This is a genomic window from Novosphingobium sp. (genome assembly GCF_037133355.1).
Lineage (GTDB): Bacteria > Pseudomonadota > Alphaproteobacteria > Sphingomonadales > Sphingomonadaceae > Novosphingobium.
The window spans coordinates 73,160-90,139 of the sequence record NZ_JBAXOI010000002.1; the positions used below are offsets into that span (position 1 = coordinate 73,160).

Sequence of the window (16,980 nt, forward strand, 5' to 3'; positions counted from 1 at the left end):
CTCAATTGGGCATGCGGACCTTGGGGCAGACCTCGGTCGCCAGTCGGCGCAGTGATTCCTCCCAGGGCTTGGGATCGTCGATGCTGTCATGCTGGTTGGCCACGATCTGCCCCCAGCCTCCGACAGTATCGGCCAGCTTCTCCAATTTCTCGATCACCGTTTCGGGCGAACCGCACAGGATCACATGCTCGACGAGGAAATCCTCGTCGATCGCATCGGGCGTGATGTCGATCCCGCTGTCGTGAATGATCCCGTCGAACAGTCCGAACTTGACGTAGATCTCCTTGAGATACTTGTGCCAGGTCTGCATCATACCGGTCTTGCGCACGAGCCGCTTTGCCTCGGCGTCGGTGTCGGCGATGAAGATGTCCCGGCACACGCGGTAACGCTTGCGGTCGGGCGTGTGGCCCTTCGAGATCATGGCTTCCGCCCAGGTATCCCAGTGCGCGCGCATCTGCGGGGTGCCGCCGAAGAACGAGATCGGCGAATAGTCGCGCTCGCCCGCAAACTTCATCGAGGATGACTTCATCGACAAGCCGGTTACCGCCAGCTCCAGCGCCGCACGCCCACCGTAGGGGCCGTTGTTGGCGATTTCGACATTGTATTCGGGCATCGTATCCGGGCCCGGGAAACCGGCCTGGAAATACTCGCCCTTCTCGACGAACGGCTTGCCCTCCCACACGCGCTCCATGAGAGCCAGCGCCTCGATCTGCATCGGCGGCAACGGCCCGATGTTCTGGAACCCGTGCAGGATCGCATCGGTATGGTGCCCGCCCGGTGCAACGCCCAAGAAGTAACGGCCTTGCATCACCTGACTGAGCCAGCCGATGCGGACCGCAAGCGTTGCCGGGTTATGGTAAGGCAGCAAGTGCGCCATCGGCGCGAAGCGGATCTGCTTGGTGGTGTGCGCGCAGGCGGCGATGATCGCTTCGGGCATAGGGATGTTTTCCCAGCCGAGCGTATAGTGCTCGCCGATCATGTAGTCGGCAAATCCGGCGTCGTCGGCGATCCGTGCGATATCCACAGCCCAGTCGAACACCTGGCGCGGGGTGCGGCTAGGGGGATTGTAAGGTGTCATGAAGATACCGCACTGCATCGCCATCTCATCTCTCCAAAGCTTATTTATTATATTCAAATAAAACGATCTTAAACGAAAACACCTTCCTCGTTCTTGGTCGAGAAGCGGGGCGCCACCTTGCTGATGAACTTTTCCAGCTCCTCCTGATTTTCTTCAGGTTCCAGATGCCCCTGGCCGAACATCAGGAACAGCTCGTCAAAGCCCAACCGGTCGTGCGCTTCGCCGATGCGGTCGGCGATCTCGTCGGCCGAGCCGATCAGGACGTTCGGCGGGCGCTGGCCCATCGGGATGAACCATTCATCCCAGAACCACATGTGCTCTTCCATGAGCTTGGCCGCGCGGTCCTTGTCGTCGGTGAGCATGAGGAAGCCGCCCCAGGCCGATGCCTGGGTATTGGTGACCTCGCGGCCGACCTTGGCGGCCGAGGCGATGTAGCGCTTGTTTAGCGACTCGCAGAAGTCGAGATTGTCCGAGAGGACAATCAGCTTGCCGCCTTCTTCCGCCCAGAAATCGATGGTGCGGCCCGAAGCGGCGAAACCACCGTAGATAGGGGGATGCGGCTCCTGGAAGCATTTCGGCGCGATGCCGATCTGGCGGACGATACCGTCCGCGTCCTGCCCCTTGCCATACTTGGCGTAGGCGGGGTGGCCGGCGGAACCGCCGTTCGGAGGGAACTCCCAGTTGTCGCCCTTATGGCTGAACACGTCGCTGGTCCACGCCTTCTTGATGACGCGAACGCCTTCTTCAAACAAGGAGCGATTGCGCGCATCCTGTTGATCTCGGGCCTTTACATTGTCCGGCGTGGTAGCGCTGATGCCTTCCTTGGCAGCGTAGCTGTCGACCCAGCGGGCATGGTAGCCGCGGGTGAAACCGCAGTACATGCGGCCCTTCAGCATGTGATCCAGCGTGGCGATTTCCTCGGCGACGCGCACCGGATTGTGGGTGGTCATGGTGTAGCCCATGATCCCGGCCTTGAGCCGCTTGCTGTTCTGCCCGACGAACAGGCTGAACATCCCCGGATGATTGTTCGCCTCGAAACCCTCGATCTGGAGGTGATGCTCGGGCTGGCAGTAGCCGTAGTAGCCGAGGTCATCGGCCAGGCGGACATAGCCGCGAACCTCTTCAAGAAACCGCTGGTACAGATCGTTGCGCTGACCGGCCATGCCAGCCTCGATTTCGTGACGCCGCCCCACCACACCGGTCTGCATCAAGTGGAATTTCATCGCCTCGATCCCTGTCCATCTTTATCAACACAAACGTTGATAGGGGGTCGAATCAGACCTTGTCAATGGCGATCAGGGCTCCGGGAGGCGTTAAATCAACCTTTTCGTTGATTGACCACCCTGCGGGCTTGCCGCGATGAAATCGCACGTGCAAACAGCCGCTTATGGAAATCTCCGGAATCGATCACGTCGTCGTCAGGGTGGCCGATCTCGATCGTTCCATCAGGTTCTACCGCGATGTTCTGGGCTGCACGCTGGATTGGCGCCGCGACGAGATCGGGCTTGCTCATCTGCGTGTGGGCACCGCGTTTATCGACCTTCTCGCCGGGCAGCCGATGCCTGCAGATGCCGTCCCCAATATGGACCACCTTTGCCTCACCGTGGCGAACTTCGATGCGGACGAAGTGCGGCGCCAACTCGAGTGCCATGGCGTAGCGGTCGGCCCTGTCGCCGAGCGGTACGGCGCGTCCGGCTGGGGCCAGTCGCTCTATCTCAGCGATCCCGATGGCAACGGGCTGGAGCTGAGAGGCTAGAACAGAAAATGCCGCGATCTGGGCGCGGCATTTCCTGATCCGGTAGCCGGGCGGACGAGCCGTGAGGGACGACTCCTCCGCCCGCGGCGGTGCATCCGGTCAGAACTTGACCGAAAGCTCCGCCCCGAACGTGCGCGGCTCGCCCGGGTAGGCAGTGTTCACGCCATTGGAAGCGCCAAGCGCGTAACCCGACACATAGTAGGTGTTCTTGGTCAGGTTGCGCACATAGACCGCGGCCGAGACTCGGCTTTCCATGATCTCTTTCCAGTTCAGGCGCATAGCCAGCGTGGAGTACCCGTCCAGCTGCGTACCCGGAGTGGAGGTGCCGTTGGTGTTCGAGAAGAAGAAGCTCGACTGCTTGTAGAAATCGGTCCGCAGGCTGACCTTGCCGATCTTCTCAGGCACCGGGAACTTGATTTCCGCATTGACCGAGCCGGCCCACTTCGGCGCATCCGGATAGGAATCGACCTGGAGGCTGCCGACGAACGGGATCGGCACGGTCCGCTGCGTGTACTTCGCATCGGTGTAGGCAAGGTTGAAGCCGACATCGAGCCACGAGGTCAGCCCGAAGAAGCCGTCGACTTCGACGCCCTGGGTCTCGGCCTTGGGCACGTTGACGGTGAAGCCGGCCGGCGCGCCGCCGACGATCGCATAAAGTGCGCGCTGGGCGTCCTTCACGATAACCTTGTAGGCGGCGATGTTGAACTGCACCGGCACCGAGGAAATGCGGCCGTTGAACTTGTAGCCCAACTCGAAGTCGTGAACCTTCTCGTTCTTGAACAGGTTCGCCGCCTTGCCCGTAAGCGGGTCGGTGAACGGGGCCACCGTACCGTTGAGGTTCCCCGCGCGGAAGCTGCCGCGCTGGTTGAAATAGACCATGTTGTTGGAGTCGATCTGGTACTGCAGGCTCGCCGTCCAGGCCGGTGCCGAAAGCTTGGTGCTCTGGTCAGCCGCCGGTGAGTTCGGATCGACGCCAAAGACGTTGCCTTCGGCCTGACGAATGCCGACGGTTTCCCACGTGTAGCGCCCGCCGAGCGTTGCCGTGAGCTTGTCGGTCAGCTGGTAGCTGAGCTGGGCAAAGATCGCCTTGGAGGTCTGCCGGTTGCGATAGGCGTAGGAGATGTCGGCAATGCCGCCGGGGACGACATCGGCGCCGATGTTGATCGGAATGATCTCGTAGCGCTTCTGGTTCGAATAGAACGCACCGACGGTGTAGTTGAGCTTTCCGTCCACAGCCGTGCCCTGCAGCTGCAATTCATCGCTGTAGGTCTCTGACCGGAAAGTCTGCCCGCCCGGCACGCCCGTGGCATTGATCCCGGCCAGCTTGAACAGCCACAGCGAACCGAACGGGCCGCCGCCGAGATTGCCCGATGTGAACGAGAAGCCCTTCATGTAGCTGAAGATGTTCTTGATCTTGGCGTGATCACCGACCTCGACCTCGGTCGTGTTGGACACGAACGTGTTGTTCGCCTTGTGCGGCAGATCGTACTGCAGGAAGATCTTGTAAGGGTTGGCGCGCGAGAATTTGGTGTAGCCCTCGACGGCGCCCGGGAAGAATCCGGGCCCTGCCGGCCCGTCATTGGCGCCGTAGATCGCGGCAAGCGTGTTGGACAGCGGCGTGCCGGTGGTGTTGGTGATATGGTTGGTGCCATCGCTGATGAACTGCGACGTGGGATCACCCGGGGTCGCGAGCCGCGAATAGTAGTTGAAGATCCCGCCGACGCCTTCCGTGCCGCGCACGCGGTCATGCTGTAAGATCGTGACGTTCTTGATAGTGTCGGTCGGCGTGAACAGGATCGTCAAGCGGCCCGAACGGCTGTTCTTGTCGCCCAGCGTGTTGCCGGTGTTGATGTTGGTGACGTAGCCGTTGCCGCGCGTGATATCGCCCGCGATGCGGATAGCCAGCTTGTCCTTGATGATCGGCAGGTCGACAGCAGCCTGCACCTGGCCGAACTCGCGCGAGGCGCCGCGTGCGATCACATAGCCGGCAAACTCGTTGCCCGGCATCGGCGTCGTGTAGAGCACCGCGCCGCCCGTGGCATTGCGGCCGAACAGCGTCCCCTGCGGCCCCTTCAGGACCTGAACCGAGGCCAGATCGAAGAAGGCGGTTGCCGTGTTGCCGGGGTTGTAGGGCGCTTCGTTGAGGTACGGCAGCACGGCAGGGCTCGTGCCCGAGAACGGGTCGAGCGACTGCCCGCGCATGCTGTAGCTGAGCTGGTTGGAGTTCTGCCCGTTCTTGACCTGCAGCCCGGGGACAAGCGAGCTGATATCCTGCTCGCTGGCGATGTTGCGGGTTTGAAGGGCTTCGGCATTGTAGGCAACGACCGAGACAGGAACCTTGGACAGTTTCTCCTCGCGCCGCTGAGCGGTCACAACGATGTCCTGCGTAGCCGCCTCATCGACCGCCTGCGCTTGCGCAGCCTGAGCCAGAACCGGAGTGGCCAGGGTGGCCAGCACCACCGCAACCGCACTTGCGCTGCCCCGCAGCAACGCACCGTTCCGCAAGCCAAACTCGCGGGCGCTCTTCCAAGAACCGTCCATTTCCCATCTCCCAATGTTTTATTATCGAAGCATCGCAATTTCTTCGCACCTTCCGCGCAAAATCTGCGCGGAAGGTGTATCTCTTATCTCAGTCAATCAGTTCCGTGATAATCATGCTGCAATAAGTGTCTCGCCAGGAACTTTCACCCGCGGCGCGACTTCCTTTGAAAGTAGCTCGAGCGACTTGAACCAGGCCGACGGATCGTCGTAGTAGTCGTGCGCTTCGACCTGCAGCGTGCCCCAGCCGCCGGTCTGCTCGAAAAGGTGGCTGAGTTTGTCGACGATCGTATCGGGCGAGCCCACGACGAAAACATGGTCGGTCAGGAACTCGAGATCGATGTCGAGCGAGTCCACGCCGAAATCGCGGGCGAAGCCATCCATCATGCCGAAGCGGCGCCAGATCGGGATCAGATAGCGATTGAAGCAGTAGCCGATCGGGCCCTCCATCACGAGGCGCTTGGCCTCGGCATCGGTGTCCGCGCAGAACACCGTCTGCGAGACCGCGTGGCGCTGGCGATTGGGGGTGAAGCCGGCCTTGATGTTGGCCTCGGAGTAGATCTCCCAATGGCGCTTGAGCGCATCGAGGCCGGAATAGATCGACACCGGCTTGAAGTTGCGCTCGCCGGCAAGCTTCATCGAGGGGGAGTTGGCGCTGAAGCCGGTGACCGCAAATTCGGGGAAACCGCCGCCGTAGGGCGCATAGTTGGCGAGGAGGTGCTGTTCGTCTTCCTCGGTCTCGGCCGGCTCTTCGTGCGGAAAGCCCGCGCTCCAGTACTTGCCTTCATGGAAGAACGGTTCGCGCTTCCAGATCTTCTCCATGATGAAGAGCGATTCCCGCACCATCTCATTGAGGTGGGTCGTCTCGGCATCCTTGATGCCATGAATGTACGACGCCAGCGGATAAGCACCCGCGCCGATCCCCATGAAATAACGGCCTTCAAGGATCTGGGAGAGCCAGCCCACCATCATCGCCAGCTTGGCCGGGTGTTGATGCGGCAGGATGTGCGCCATCGGGGCAAACTTGATCGTCTCGGTCTGCAGAGCGGCAGCGGCCATGATCAGTTCCGGGTTGGGAATGTTTTCCCAGATCTGCGAGGCGTGCTCGGAGATCATCATCGAGGTGAAACCGATCTTGTCGCAATGAACCGCGCTGTCGACGCCCCACTGGAACGTCTGCCGCGCCGTACGGCCCGGGCGCATGTAGGGGTGAAAGATCAGGCCAGTTTCCATTGTCATTGCAACTCTCCCTTCGGCCCTTGATTAAGCCATGTGGCTTAAATGCGCTTCACCCGTCTTTTCGTCAACCCCATTCAACACATCCGTTGACCAAAATCAACACTCTCGTTGATTGAAGCGAAAATGCCCGACGCTACACCCGGGCTTGACGCTCACCCGAAGCTATCCCAATTGGCGCGCATGACCCGTGCGGCCCCGAAATCTCTTGTTCCAGCCGGAATTCCTGCATCTCAGGGCGCGAAAGTGGCGCTCATCCTTGCGGGCGAAGTGCTGATTGCGCGCAACGGCATCGAAGGCGCATCGCTGCGGGAAATCGCAGCCCAGGCCGGGCAGAAAAATCACCACGCGGTCCAGTACCACTTCGGATCGCGCGACTCGCTGGTGCAGGCGATCTTCGATTACCGGATGGACCAGATGGAGGCGACGCGCGGCGCCATGCTTGCGGCGGCCGAAGCGACAGGGGCCTTGTCCGATCTCAGGACCATCGCCGATATCATCTATCGCCCCCAGATCGAGCTGATCGACGAATTCGGCGACTACTCCTACGCCGGCTTCCTGAGCGCGTACCTGCTGCGCTATCAGGGCAGCCGCTTTGGCCAGTTTGGCGAGCGTGTCGCACCCAACCTTGCCCGGACCCTGGCCCTGCTCCGAGCCTGCCTCGGCGATTTGCCGGAAGCGGTGGCACAGCGGCGCCTGGTGACGGCAAGCTTCATGTTCCTCAACATCCTCGTCATTCACACGCGCGATGTCAGCGACGACGGCGAGCGCTTCGAGGATGCTGTAAGCGACACGCTGGGGCAGATCGTGGCGGCCCTTGGCGCGCCTTTCTCGGCTGCCGCAGGCTAACCGCCGAAGAAGGTCTCCTTGGCGTGCTGCGTGTCCATGTACTCGCGCACTTCGAAGACCTTGCCGTCCATGACGGTCACCAGAAAATGATACTGGGGTGAGTAGGTCCGCCCGTCTGCAAGCTCTGCAAACCCCACTGCTTCAACCGCCACCCGGTCGCCCTCGCCGATCATGGAGACCGGCGTGATGGCAAGGCTGCCCGATTTGTAGATGGCCTTTGCGCCTTCGACCAAAGGCCCGAAGCTTGCCTTGTCATAGCGGCCCGACATGCCCTCCAGCCTGCCCGAAACCCACCAGCTGCCACCATCTGCCATCGCATCGAGCAGTGCGGGCACATCGCCGCTCGAGAATATCTCGAAGAACCTGGCGACGATTGCCTTGTTCTCCGCCGCAGCGCCGCTGGTGATTTCATCTGCCATCGCCTTGTCTCCCGATGCAGCATGGCGCCGCAGTACCGCATTTCTAGCGCGTCCACGGTCCCGTTGTAAACGCTAGTGTTGACTACGTCACGACGGTCCAGCATGAGTGCTGACGACGAGGCTGGGCGTATCGCCGATCGAGCCGAGACCCACCTGACAAAGCCGGAGAGACTGCAATGGGTAAACTGGATGGCCGCACCGCAATCATCACCGGTGCGTCGCGCGGCATGGGCTCCTCACATGCGCGGCGCTTTGTGGCGGAGGGCGCGAAAGTCGTGCTCACGGATCTTCGTTCGGACACCGGGAACGCACTCGCGCAGGAACTGGGGCCGAACGCACTCTTCGTCGAGCATGACGTGACAAGTGCGGCCGACTGGGCGCGGGTTGTCACCGCGGCGGAGGACTTCTTCGGCCCGATCAACATCCTGGTGAACAACGCCGGAATCCTTGGCGTGATGGCCAAGACCGCAGACGTCAGCGAAGCGGATTACCGGAAGGTCTGCGAAGTGAACCAGCACTCGGTCTACCTTGGGATGCACGCAGTCATCCCCTCGATGCTCAAGGGCGGTCGCGGCTCGATCGTGAACATTTCCTCGATCGCGGGTCTTGTGGCCAACTACGGCTTCCCCAGCCTTGCCTATGTCGCCAGCAAGTTCGCCGTGCGCGGGATGACCAAGGCTGCCGCCATCGAATATGGCCCCGACAACATCCGCGTGAACTCGGTCCACCCCGGCTTCATCATGACCCCGATGATGGTCGAGGCCACCGACGAAGGCGGCGGCGAAGCGCTCCTGCAGATCCCGCTACGCCGGATTGCGGAGCCCGAAGAAGTCTCGAACCTCGTGCTGTTCCTGGCTTGCGATGAATCCAGTTACATCACCGGCGCAGAGCACGTGATCGATGCTGGCATGACGGCACAGTAGTGATACGCAGAGTTTCAGAGGGATTCCCTTACCGTCTGGATTGCGTTCGAACCAGACTATGGTTCCGTTCAGCGCGCGGATACGGCCGGGGTTGGGGCTTTGTTGCCGTTCCCCGGTAGACCTTGAGCACAAGCAACGATGGTCACCAGCCAACCTCCGGCAGCGAGCGAATCTCTCGAGATGCGTTGTTTGCGACCCGAAGCGCGACAATTCCCTCTTCGGGAGAAGGGGGCGATGAGGGTTTACTTCAGTTGCCCAACCAACCGGTCATGATCTCGCCCCTGTGCCCCTCCGGCGCCAGCGCGGCGCGCAGGGCTTCCAGCAGAGGGGGCAGCCCTTCCGTGAAGGCGTAGGGCGGGTTGACGATAAAAAGGCCCGCTCCGTTATAGATGCCGGGCTGATCGGCATCGTACAACCAATGCTCCACCAGCAGCAATTTCGGGATGCCGAGCCCCCGTAACTGCTCCTTCCACCGCACATGCGTCGCGCGGTCTTTCAGTGGATACCAGATCACCGTCACGCCATGCGCCCATTTGCGGTGAGCGGCGGCGAGGGTGCCTGTGATGCGGGCACGCTCGTCCGGCTGCTCGTATGGCGGGTCGACCACCACCACGCCGCGAGGCGTGCGGGGCGGCAGCATCGCCAGCCAAAGTTCGTAAGCGTCGCGCTCATGCACGGCAGCGGATGTGCCGCGCATCGCGCCGCGCAGGGCATAGGCGTCCTGGGCATGTTTTTCGTTCAGGATCAGAAAATCCTGCGAGCGCAGAAGCTGCGCCAGAATCCGCGGCGAGCCGGGGTAGAAGTGCGGCTCGGCCTCGACATTCACCGCTTGTACTGCGGCGCGGTAGTCGTTCAGCAAGGGGTTCGAGTCGGCAAAGGCCCGCAGCACGCCTTGCGTGGCCTCACCGGTGCGCCTGGCCTCCTCGCCGCCAAGGTCGTACAGCCCGCAGCCCGCATGGGTGTCGATCAGGGTCAGCGCGCCTTGTTTTTGCTGCAAGGCGCGCACGAGGGCGATCAGCAGGCTGTGCTTCACGACATCGGCGCTATTGCCAGCATGGAAGGAATGGCGATAATTCATTGAGATTCAAAGTCCTGACGATCAGCCTTCTTTACGCGTTGCTGGGCGCGGCTGCCGAGCGCGCGGCGATTGAAGAAGCCAGCCAAGTGCCAGTATAAAGTCGGGGGGAAACCTACAACGCACTTCTGCGCAAGGCCTGAGGCCTGCGTTTGCGATCGTCACCAAAGGCTCAAGACGCAAGGTTTCGGGCACACACGACCTTTCAGAAGCCGCACAGGTTTACGGCGCCTACAAAGCCGGCGTCCATCAGCAAGTTCGAAGGCCTGATAGCCCCGCGCTCTCGCGAGACGCTGAAATGCCATGACGTGACCAACAGGCAAGTCGCACCAAACGCACGGGGGCATCGGCCGGTTCTGATCGGGCGCGATCTTGGCCGGCTGGCGTCGATCACCGCGCCGCATGACCTGAAAGTCCAGCGGTTGGACCTTGCAGACGCGGCCTCTGTTCTTCCTGCAACTCAGCCGGGAGATTGCATCAGTATCCCCACCAGCTTGTCGACCTTGACCGTGGCGATGGTCGAGAACGTGTCGGAAATGGCATAGGGCAGCACGATGCGATCTCCGAACTTCATCGCGCCGCAGGAATAGACGACATTGGGCACATAGCCCTCCCGCTCCGACCGTTCCGGCTGCACGAGCGGCACGCGGGCGCGGCCGATCACGCGTGAGGGGTCCTCCTTGTCGAGCAGGACCGCGCCGATCGAATAGCGCCGGATCGGCCCCACGCCGTGGGTGAACAGCAGCCAGCCCTCGTCCAGTTCGATGGGCGATCCGCAATTGCCGATCTGGACGAATTCCCACGGATATTCCGGGCGCAGGATCGGCGTACCCAGGCCCCATTCCAGCAGATCGTCCGAATAGATCAGATGCAGGCTTTCGTTGTCGTAGCGGGCGATCATCGCAAAGCGCCCGCCGATCTTGCGCGGGAAAAGGGCCATGCCTTTGTTGACCGCCGCCGCGCCTTTCAGGGGCATCAGCCGGAACGACTGGAAATCCCTGGTTTCAATCAGTTCGGAGCGGATCGCGCGCCCGCTGTAGGCGGTGTAGGTGGCGAAATAGGTGGTGCGCCCGCGATCCCTGAACGCGACGAAGCGTGCATCCTCGATGCCGTTGGACTGCGCTTCGGTGATCGGGAAGATCACGCGCTGCGAGATATTGGTGTCGGCCGCAAAGGCCAGATCGACGCTGTCACCGATGCGCCGGGAAATGTGCGGCAAGCAGGCCAGGCGGACCGGCGGCTCGATGCTGATCTCGCCTTCGCCGCTGATCGTGCCGCGCCGGAATGTGAGCGAGGATATGTGCCCCTCGCCCACCGCGCGCAGCGACAGGATGAAGCGCAGGCTGCCCGGCTCCACCCCGCTCTGATCGGGGTGTGGCACGATGCTGGGATTGAACAGCGCCGCCGCCTCGAAGCTGTATTCGTGCAGGAAATACGCCCCGACAAGGCTGCGCTGCGTTGCCGAGAACGCCGCATGACCGGCAAAGACCAGTTCCATCTCGGCGGCGCGCTGCTCGAATATCTCCAGCAGGTTGCGCTGCGGATCGTTGAAATTGTCGAGCACACTGGCGAGCACCGCCTGCGCCTCTGTCTCGTCCAGCGCCAGAACCCTGTCGACGATGTGATTGGCGCGCGTTGTGTCGACCGGGTTGTAGTCGCGCGGCTCGATCGCGGGGCGGAACGCGCGCACGATCACGCGCGACGGATCGGGCCGCAAGTAGAGCGGATGGCGGTTGAAGAACGGGCTCTGGTTCATGTCTGGTAGTCCGCGCCGACGGCATTGGGCCAGACCGGCGCTGCGGCGGTGACCGGCGCTTCGATGAACGGGCCGGTGGACCTCTTTTCGAAGCGGTGCATGTCGGCCAGTCCAAGCAGGTAGGACAGCACTGATTCCGCGCCCCGATTCTCGTTGGCGCGATCGCGGTGCAGGCCATCGCGGCAGCTTCCTGTGGCCGGATCGACCAGCGCCACGCCGAGGTCGTTGGCGCCGCCGAACCAGGCGAATGCACGCACCGCCTCGTCTTGCCAGAAAGGTCCGGGATCGACTGTGCTGGCGGCAAGGCACGCGGCAATGGTGGCGCAGGCTTCGAGCGGCTGCTGGTCGAAGTGCTGCGGCTCGCGCGCGGCGAGCAGGAAGCCATCCGAGCCCACGGGGCGGAAATGGCCGCCGGGCGCGGTCTGCCGGGCGATCAGCCAGCGCAAGGCAGCGAGCCCCGCATCCACCAGATCGCGCGCCGCGCAGTCCCGCCCGGTCGTGATCAGCGCCTCGCACAGCCGCGCGTTGTCGTAGGTCAGCCGGCTCTCGAACCAGACCCAGTCCTCGCTGCGGCAGGCCTGCAGCAGGCCCGTCAGCCGTTCGGCGAGCACGAGGCCGATGTGGCGTGCTTTGCGATCATGCGGGCGGCGGGCGCTGTAGCCGTGAAGACCCAGCAGCGTGAACGCCCAGGCGCGCGGCGAGGTGAAGCCTTCGACCGCCTCGAGCGCGCGGGCGAACAGATCGGCCGCCCAGAGAGCAAGGTCCTGATCGGCGCCTTCAGAAGCATAGGTGCCCAGCGCCCACAACGTTCTGCCATGGCTGTCCTCGGAGCCAAGTTCCTCCAGCCAGCGGCGGTCAAAGCTCATGAAATTGCGGAAGCGGCCGCGATCCGGGTTCCAGCCATGCTGGATGAAAGCGGCAAAGCGCAGCGGCTGGATAGCCGGCGCCCCGGCCAGGCGCACGCTGCCCAGTCCACTGCACACCAGCAGCGCACGGGCGTTGTCATCGATGCAATAGCCGTGATTGCGATCGGGAATGCCGCCGACCGCATGCTGAAACAGGCCGGTATCATCGCACATCGCCGCAAGGTGGGTGAGCGGCAGGGCAGGCATCGCCGGGCCTGGCCTGCGGCATGCCGCGCGAAACGCCACGTGGTAACGCAGCGCGGTGTTGGTCCAGGTGGTTGGCCGGCTCGAGCGGTAGGCGCCCCGCCCCATGGCAAGGCGAGCTGTCTCGTCGGTCAGGAGGTCCGCCACTGCCCCGCCAAGCGCGGCGGGATCGTTGAAGGGCACCAGCACCCCGGAACCGTCGGCAAGCAGTTCAGCCGCATGCCAGTAGGGCGTCGAGACGACCGGGCGGCCAAGGCCATGCGAGTAGGCCAGCGTGCCCGAGGTCATCTGCGCCTCGACGAGGTAGGGCGTCACATAGACATCGCACATGGCGATATGCTCGAGCAGTTCCGGTCGCTCGGCAAAGCGGTTGAGGAACACCACGTGGCCATCGAGCCCAAGCTCATGGGCGCGCGCGATGAGGCTCTCGCGGTAGGCCTCGCCCTCCGCGCGCAGCAACGCGGGATGCGTTGCGCCCATCACGACATAGACCGCGTCGGGCGCAGCGGCGAGCACTGCGGGCATCGCCTCGATCATGACCTCGATGCCCTTGTTCGGGCTGATGAGGCCGAAAGTCAGGATGACCCGATGACCGGCAAAGCCGAGCTTGCGCTTGGCATCGAGCGCATTGACCAGCGGCAGATCCGGAATGCCGTGGGGTATCACCACGATCCGCACAGGATCGGCACCATATGTGTCGATGAGGATAGCGCGAGCCTTGCGGGCCATGACGACGACCCGGGCCGAAGCGGCGAGAATGGCCATCATGACCGCGCGCTGGGCCTCGCTCGGCTGGTCGAGCACGGTGTGCAGGGTGGTGACGAGCGGAATGCGCAGAGCCGCGATCAGGCCCAGCAGATAGTTGCCTGCCTCCCCTCCGAAGATCCCGAACTCGTGCTGGAGCGAGACGACGTCATAGCCGGCCTCGTTGATGTATTCGGCCGCCGTCAGGTAGGCGCCGGCATCCTCTTGCGGAACCCCCCGGCGCACTGGCGGGGCATAGTCGCAAGGGCCGCCCGGATCGCACATCGCCACGATCGCGGTATCGGACACATCGTCCTGATGGCGCATGGCGAGTTCGAGATCGGTGGTGAACGTGGCGATGCCGCAGCGCCGGGGCAGCGCATTGCCGATGAAGACGATCCGCATGGGGGCAGTCCGGAGGTTGTCCTAAAGCTTCCCTTTCGGCTGGCGTGGGGCGGCGGCGTAGAACCTGAAGAGCGGGACGGTCTGGTCGGTCACAGCGGCGGTGTTCCTGGTGCGGGAGGCATGACCCGACTGGCCGCTGGCGGGCGCGGTGTCTGCCCTCGGAAACTACGCTGACGCGCGGCATGGCATCCGCCCCGGTCCGGCGCCGCTGATGCGCCGGGCTGGGTAGTTTCCGATCCTGTCGCGTTTCCCCAGCTCTTCTAGGGTCGAACTGCCCCATGTGGCGTCCGGTCGTCGCATCCCGCACGGCCTGGCTCTTTTCGCAAAGAAGACAGCCAATGCGTACAATCCTTCTCGGCCTTGCCGCCACCAGCCTTCTGGCCGGATGTGCGGACTACGGCGGCCGCGAGCCCATGCAGTCGCAGTGGAGCGGCTACGATTACAACCGCCCCGACCCCAGCTACGGCGGGTATGAAGCCGATCGCTACTACCGCCAGGACCCCGGTCGCTATCGCGAACGGCGCATGGACAGCAGCGAGCGGATCTACCGTGGACATGACGGGCGCTACTACTGCCGCCGTTCCGATGGAACCACCGGCCTCATCGTCGGCGCCGTCGCTGGCGGCGTGCTTGGCAATGTGATCGCCCCGGGCGGTTCCGAAGCGCTTGGCACGGTACTCGGCGCGGTAGTCGGCGGCGTGGCAGGCCGCCAGATCGACCGAGGGCGCAACAACGTGCGCTGCCGCTGAGGCTCAAGCAGTACCCCCATCCCAGCCGCGCCGGTTCCGGTTCCTGACAAGGACCGACCGGCCAGCATACACCGGAGTTCTTCATGTCCCTGGGTCTGATACTCGTGATCGTGCTGGTCGTCTTTCTGCTCGGCGGCTTCAGCGGACGCATCGGCGGCTATGGCTATGGTTATGGCCATGGCGGGATCGGCGCGATCGGCATCATCCTGATCGTGCTGGTGATCCTCATGCTGACCGGCCGGATCTAGCATCCGCGGGCAGGAGCGGCCCGCATCGCAATACCCAAGTCATCACCAAAGGAGCCGTTTCATGCGCTCGTTCATTACCATGGCCGCGCTAGTCGCCGCCGCATTGCCGCTAGCTCCTGCCTCGGCGCAGACCATGCGCGGCTACACTTCCGTTGCGACACGGCTCTATGCCGGACCGCTGCGCGATTATCCCACGGTCCGCTATGTGCGCCGCGGCGTTCGGGTCGGTGTTCACGGCTGCTTGCGCGATTGGAGCTGGTGCGATGTCACCTACCGCTCAAATCGCGGCTGGATCGCGGGCAATGCGCTGCGGATCAGCCACGATGGGCGCCGCCAGGGCCTTTCCGCCGATTTGGGCATTGGCGTGATCTCGTTCTCGTTCGGATCCTACTGGGACAACAACTATCGCGGCCGCACCTTCTACAACGAGCGTCCGCGCTGGCAGACGCAGTATGAGAACGGCTACCGCCCGGAATGGGGCGACCGGGATCAGGGTCCGCGCCAGGGCCCATCCGGCGATCAGGGCCAGTACCGCGACCGCCGCGGGCCCGGAGTACAGCCGGGGCAGGATCTGAGAGTAGGCGACCACCGCGTCCCGGCACAAGGCGGCCAGATCCGGCGCATTCCGGCAACGGGCGGCACCGTCCGCGTAGTCACACCGAACCGCCCGCCCGCCAAGGTGCGGGTCAAGGTTCCCGCCAGGAAGGCCCAGCCCGGCAACAACGGATTCGGCAAGAAAGCCCGGGGCGGCGAGAAGGCTCACGGCAAGCCCGCCGGGCGTCAACACCCTTGAAGAGCTGCGTCCCGGCCCGATCAGCCCTTCCCCCCCTGCAGATCGGGTCAGGACACGCAGGGACGTGCCGAAACTCCAGCCTCGGCGGAGTTTCGGCACGGTCTTGCACATCGCCACCCCACAAGCCGACTGCCATCGGCTTCGACATTTTCGGAACCGGAGCTCGCCGCATGCGCTTCACCTTGATCACGGCCGCGTTTGTTGCCGCCGCAGTGCCGCTTGCACCCCTTGCAGCACAACCAATGCAGGCCATTGCCGCCAGCGCAACGCATCTCCTGGCCGGGCCGCTCAGCGACTACCCCAGCGTGCGTACCATCAGCCGCGGCGCCAAGGTTTTGGTCCACGGCTGCCTGCGTGACTGGAGTTGGTGCGATGTAACCTATCGCTCCGACCGCGGCTGGATCGCCGCAGATACGCTCCGGGTCAACCACCGCAAGCGCCGCCTCGCCGTCGCGGCCGACCTTGGCATCGACGTCACCACGTTCACGTTCGAACCGTACTGGAGCAGCCATTATCGCGGCCGCCGCTTCTACACTCAGCGTCAGTTCTGGCAGGACCGCTATGACCGCGACTATCGTCCGGAATGGGGCGGAGAGAGCCCGCGCGAGGAAAGCACCAGCAGTCTGCATCGATGGTCGCCAGGTGCGGCCGGCCCGGGTGAGGCGGGACAGGATGAGGGCGGACCGGGTCAACCCGAGGTCATGGTCGCTCCCTATGCTTTTCCCGAGCACACTGCGGAACAGGTTCGCAGCAATGGCCGCAAGGCCGATCCCGGCGGGCAACCGGCGGGCAACGCCAGGCAGGATGCCTCACAGGATCGCGGCCAGGCCGCGCGCAATCCAGACCATTGAACAACGTCCCGGCTCCATCAAAGCCGCCCCCGCATAATCGTACCAGGACCTGAGGGAAAACGCCGGAATTCCTGCTCCGGCAGAACTCCGGCGCGGTCTTGCCAACCATCACGGGCGTCACGGCCCGATCCTTCCGCAAGAGTATCACATCATGTCGCTGGTCAATCTTATCGTCATTCTCATCGTCGTCGGGGTCGTTCTCTGGCTGATCAACACCTACCTGCCGATGGACGGCAAGATCAAATCCATCCTCAACGGGGTCGTGGTGATCGCGGTGGTGCTGTGGCTGTTCCGGGTGTTCGGCGTGCTGTCCTCGCTTGATGCCATTCATCTCGGCAAATGAACTGCGGGGGGGCTCGCAGCGCCTTGCAGCGGGGCCATTCGCCATGGGGTGAGTGCCGGCGAACTGTGCTAGGCATCGCCTTCACGAGAGGGCAGCACATGACGCAGA

Annotated in this window: 16 protein-coding genes; 8 read left to right on the forward strand and 8 right to left on the reverse strand. The window is 63.3% G+C overall.

Annotation, left to right across the window (positions count from 1 at the left end; genetic code table 11):
• Position 1: 1 nt before the first annotated feature.
• Both WCL10_RS02590 and WCL10_RS02595 read right to left on the reverse strand, forming a co-directional pair.
• Positions 2-1,102, reverse strand: a complete 1,101-nt coding sequence (locus tag WCL10_RS02590) for an LLM class flavin-dependent oxidoreductase (protein WP_336894061.1) — start codon at positions 1,100-1,102, stop codon at positions 2-4.
• Positions 1,103-1,146: 44 nt separating this feature from the next.
• Complete coding sequence (locus WCL10_RS02595) at positions 1,147-2,301, reverse strand: LLM class flavin-dependent oxidoreductase (protein ID WP_336894062.1); 1,155 nt, start codon at positions 2,299-2,301, stop codon at positions 1,147-1,149.
• A 164-nt stretch (positions 2,302-2,465) separates the two neighbouring features.
• On the opposite strand from WCL10_RS02595, the gene WCL10_RS02600 reads away from it, so the two are divergent.
• The gene (locus WCL10_RS02600; RefSeq protein WP_336894063.1) at positions 2,466-2,834 is read left to right on the forward strand and encodes a VOC family protein; all 369 of its coding nucleotides are present in this window, start codon (positions 2,466-2,468) and stop codon (positions 2,832-2,834) included.
• Positions 2,835-2,933: 99 nt separating this feature from the next.
• Here WCL10_RS02600 and WCL10_RS02605 read toward each other — a convergent pair whose 3' ends face one another.
• Together WCL10_RS02605 and WCL10_RS02610 are read right to left on the reverse strand one after the other, a co-directional pair.
• On the reverse strand, positions 2,934-5,375 hold the full coding sequence (locus tag WCL10_RS02605; RefSeq protein WP_336894064.1) for a TonB-dependent receptor: 2,442 nt from the start codon (positions 5,373-5,375) through the stop codon (positions 2,934-2,936).
• Positions 5,376-5,486: 111 nt separating this feature from the next.
• Complete coding sequence (locus WCL10_RS02610; RefSeq protein ID WP_336894065.1) at positions 5,487-6,611, reverse strand: LLM class flavin-dependent oxidoreductase; 1,125 nt, start codon at positions 6,609-6,611, stop codon at positions 5,487-5,489.
• 243 nt (positions 6,612-6,854) lie between these two features.
• On the opposite strand from WCL10_RS02610, the gene WCL10_RS02615 reads away from it, so the two are divergent.
• Positions 6,855-7,457 (forward strand): TetR family transcriptional regulator, encoded by a 603-nt coding sequence (locus tag WCL10_RS02615; protein ID WP_336894066.1) that lies wholly within the window; start codon positions 6,855-6,857, stop codon positions 7,455-7,457.
• Here the strand turns inward: WCL10_RS02615 and WCL10_RS02620 are convergent.
• Positions 7,454-7,876 carry a nuclear transport factor 2 family protein gene (locus WCL10_RS02620; protein WP_336894067.1) on the reverse strand — a complete coding sequence of 141 codons (423 nt, stop codon included), beginning with the start codon at positions 7,874-7,876 and terminating at the stop codon, positions 7,454-7,456. The genes WCL10_RS02615 and WCL10_RS02620 overlap by 4 nt on opposite strands.
• A 176-nt stretch (positions 7,877-8,052) precedes the next feature.
• Here WCL10_RS02620 and WCL10_RS02625 point away from each other — a divergent pair, with 176 nt between their 5' ends.
• Positions 8,053-8,799 (forward strand): glucose 1-dehydrogenase, encoded by a 747-nt coding sequence (locus WCL10_RS02625; RefSeq protein ID WP_336894068.1) that lies wholly within the window; start codon positions 8,053-8,055, stop codon positions 8,797-8,799.
• A gap of 247 nt (positions 8,800-9,046) precedes the next feature.
• Here the strand turns inward: WCL10_RS02625 and rlmJ are convergent, their stop codons facing one another.
• The 3 genes from rlmJ to WCL10_RS02640 form a co-directional block, all read right to left on the reverse strand.
• Positions 9,047-9,877, reverse strand: a complete 831-nt coding sequence (rlmJ, locus tag WCL10_RS02630) for a 23S rRNA (adenine(2030)-N(6))-methyltransferase RlmJ (protein ID WP_336894069.1) — start codon at positions 9,875-9,877, stop codon at positions 9,047-9,049.
• Positions 9,878-10,334: 457 nt separating this feature from the next.
• Positions 10,335-11,630: a glycoside hydrolase family 130 protein gene (locus WCL10_RS02635; RefSeq protein ID WP_336894070.1), complete on the reverse strand. Its 1,296-nt coding sequence runs from the start codon at positions 11,628-11,630 to the stop codon at positions 10,335-10,337.
• A complete protein-coding gene (locus tag WCL10_RS02640; RefSeq protein WP_336894071.1) occupies positions 11,627-13,888 on the reverse strand; it encodes a glycosyltransferase family 4 protein in 2,262 nt (753 codons plus the stop codon). Before WCL10_RS02640 ends, WCL10_RS02635 begins: the two co-directional genes overlap by 4 nt.
• A gap of 338 nt (positions 13,889-14,226) precedes the next feature.
• Here WCL10_RS02640 and WCL10_RS02645 point away from each other — a divergent pair, with 338 nt between their 5' ends.
• The 5 genes from WCL10_RS02645 to WCL10_RS02665 all read left to right on the forward strand — a co-directional run bounded on the left by WCL10_RS02645 (position 14,227) and on the right by WCL10_RS02665 (position 16,872).
• Positions 14,227-14,637 (forward strand): glycine zipper 2TM domain-containing protein, encoded by a 411-nt coding sequence (locus WCL10_RS02645; protein WP_336894072.1) that lies wholly within the window; start codon positions 14,227-14,229, stop codon positions 14,635-14,637.
• Between the two features lie 83 nt (positions 14,638-14,720).
• Entirely contained in the window at positions 14,721-14,885 is a 165-nt protein-coding gene (locus tag WCL10_RS02650) for a DUF3309 family protein (protein WP_336894073.1), read from the forward strand.
• Between the two features lie 61 nt (positions 14,886-14,946).
• Positions 14,947-15,678: a hypothetical protein gene (locus tag WCL10_RS02655; RefSeq protein ID WP_336894074.1), complete on the forward strand. Its 732-nt coding sequence runs from the start codon at positions 14,947-14,949 to the stop codon at positions 15,676-15,678.
• 170 nt (positions 15,679-15,848) lie between these two features.
• On the forward strand, positions 15,849-16,529 hold the full coding sequence (locus WCL10_RS02660) for a hypothetical protein (RefSeq protein ID WP_336894075.1): 681 nt from the start codon (positions 15,849-15,851) through the stop codon (positions 16,527-16,529).
• A 151-nt stretch (positions 16,530-16,680) separates the two neighbouring features.
• Positions 16,681-16,872 carry a Thivi_2564 family membrane protein gene (locus tag WCL10_RS02665; RefSeq protein WP_336894076.1) on the forward strand — a complete coding sequence of 64 codons (192 nt, stop codon included), beginning with the start codon at positions 16,681-16,683 and terminating at the stop codon, positions 16,870-16,872.
• Positions 16,873-16,980 lie beyond the last annotated feature (108 nt).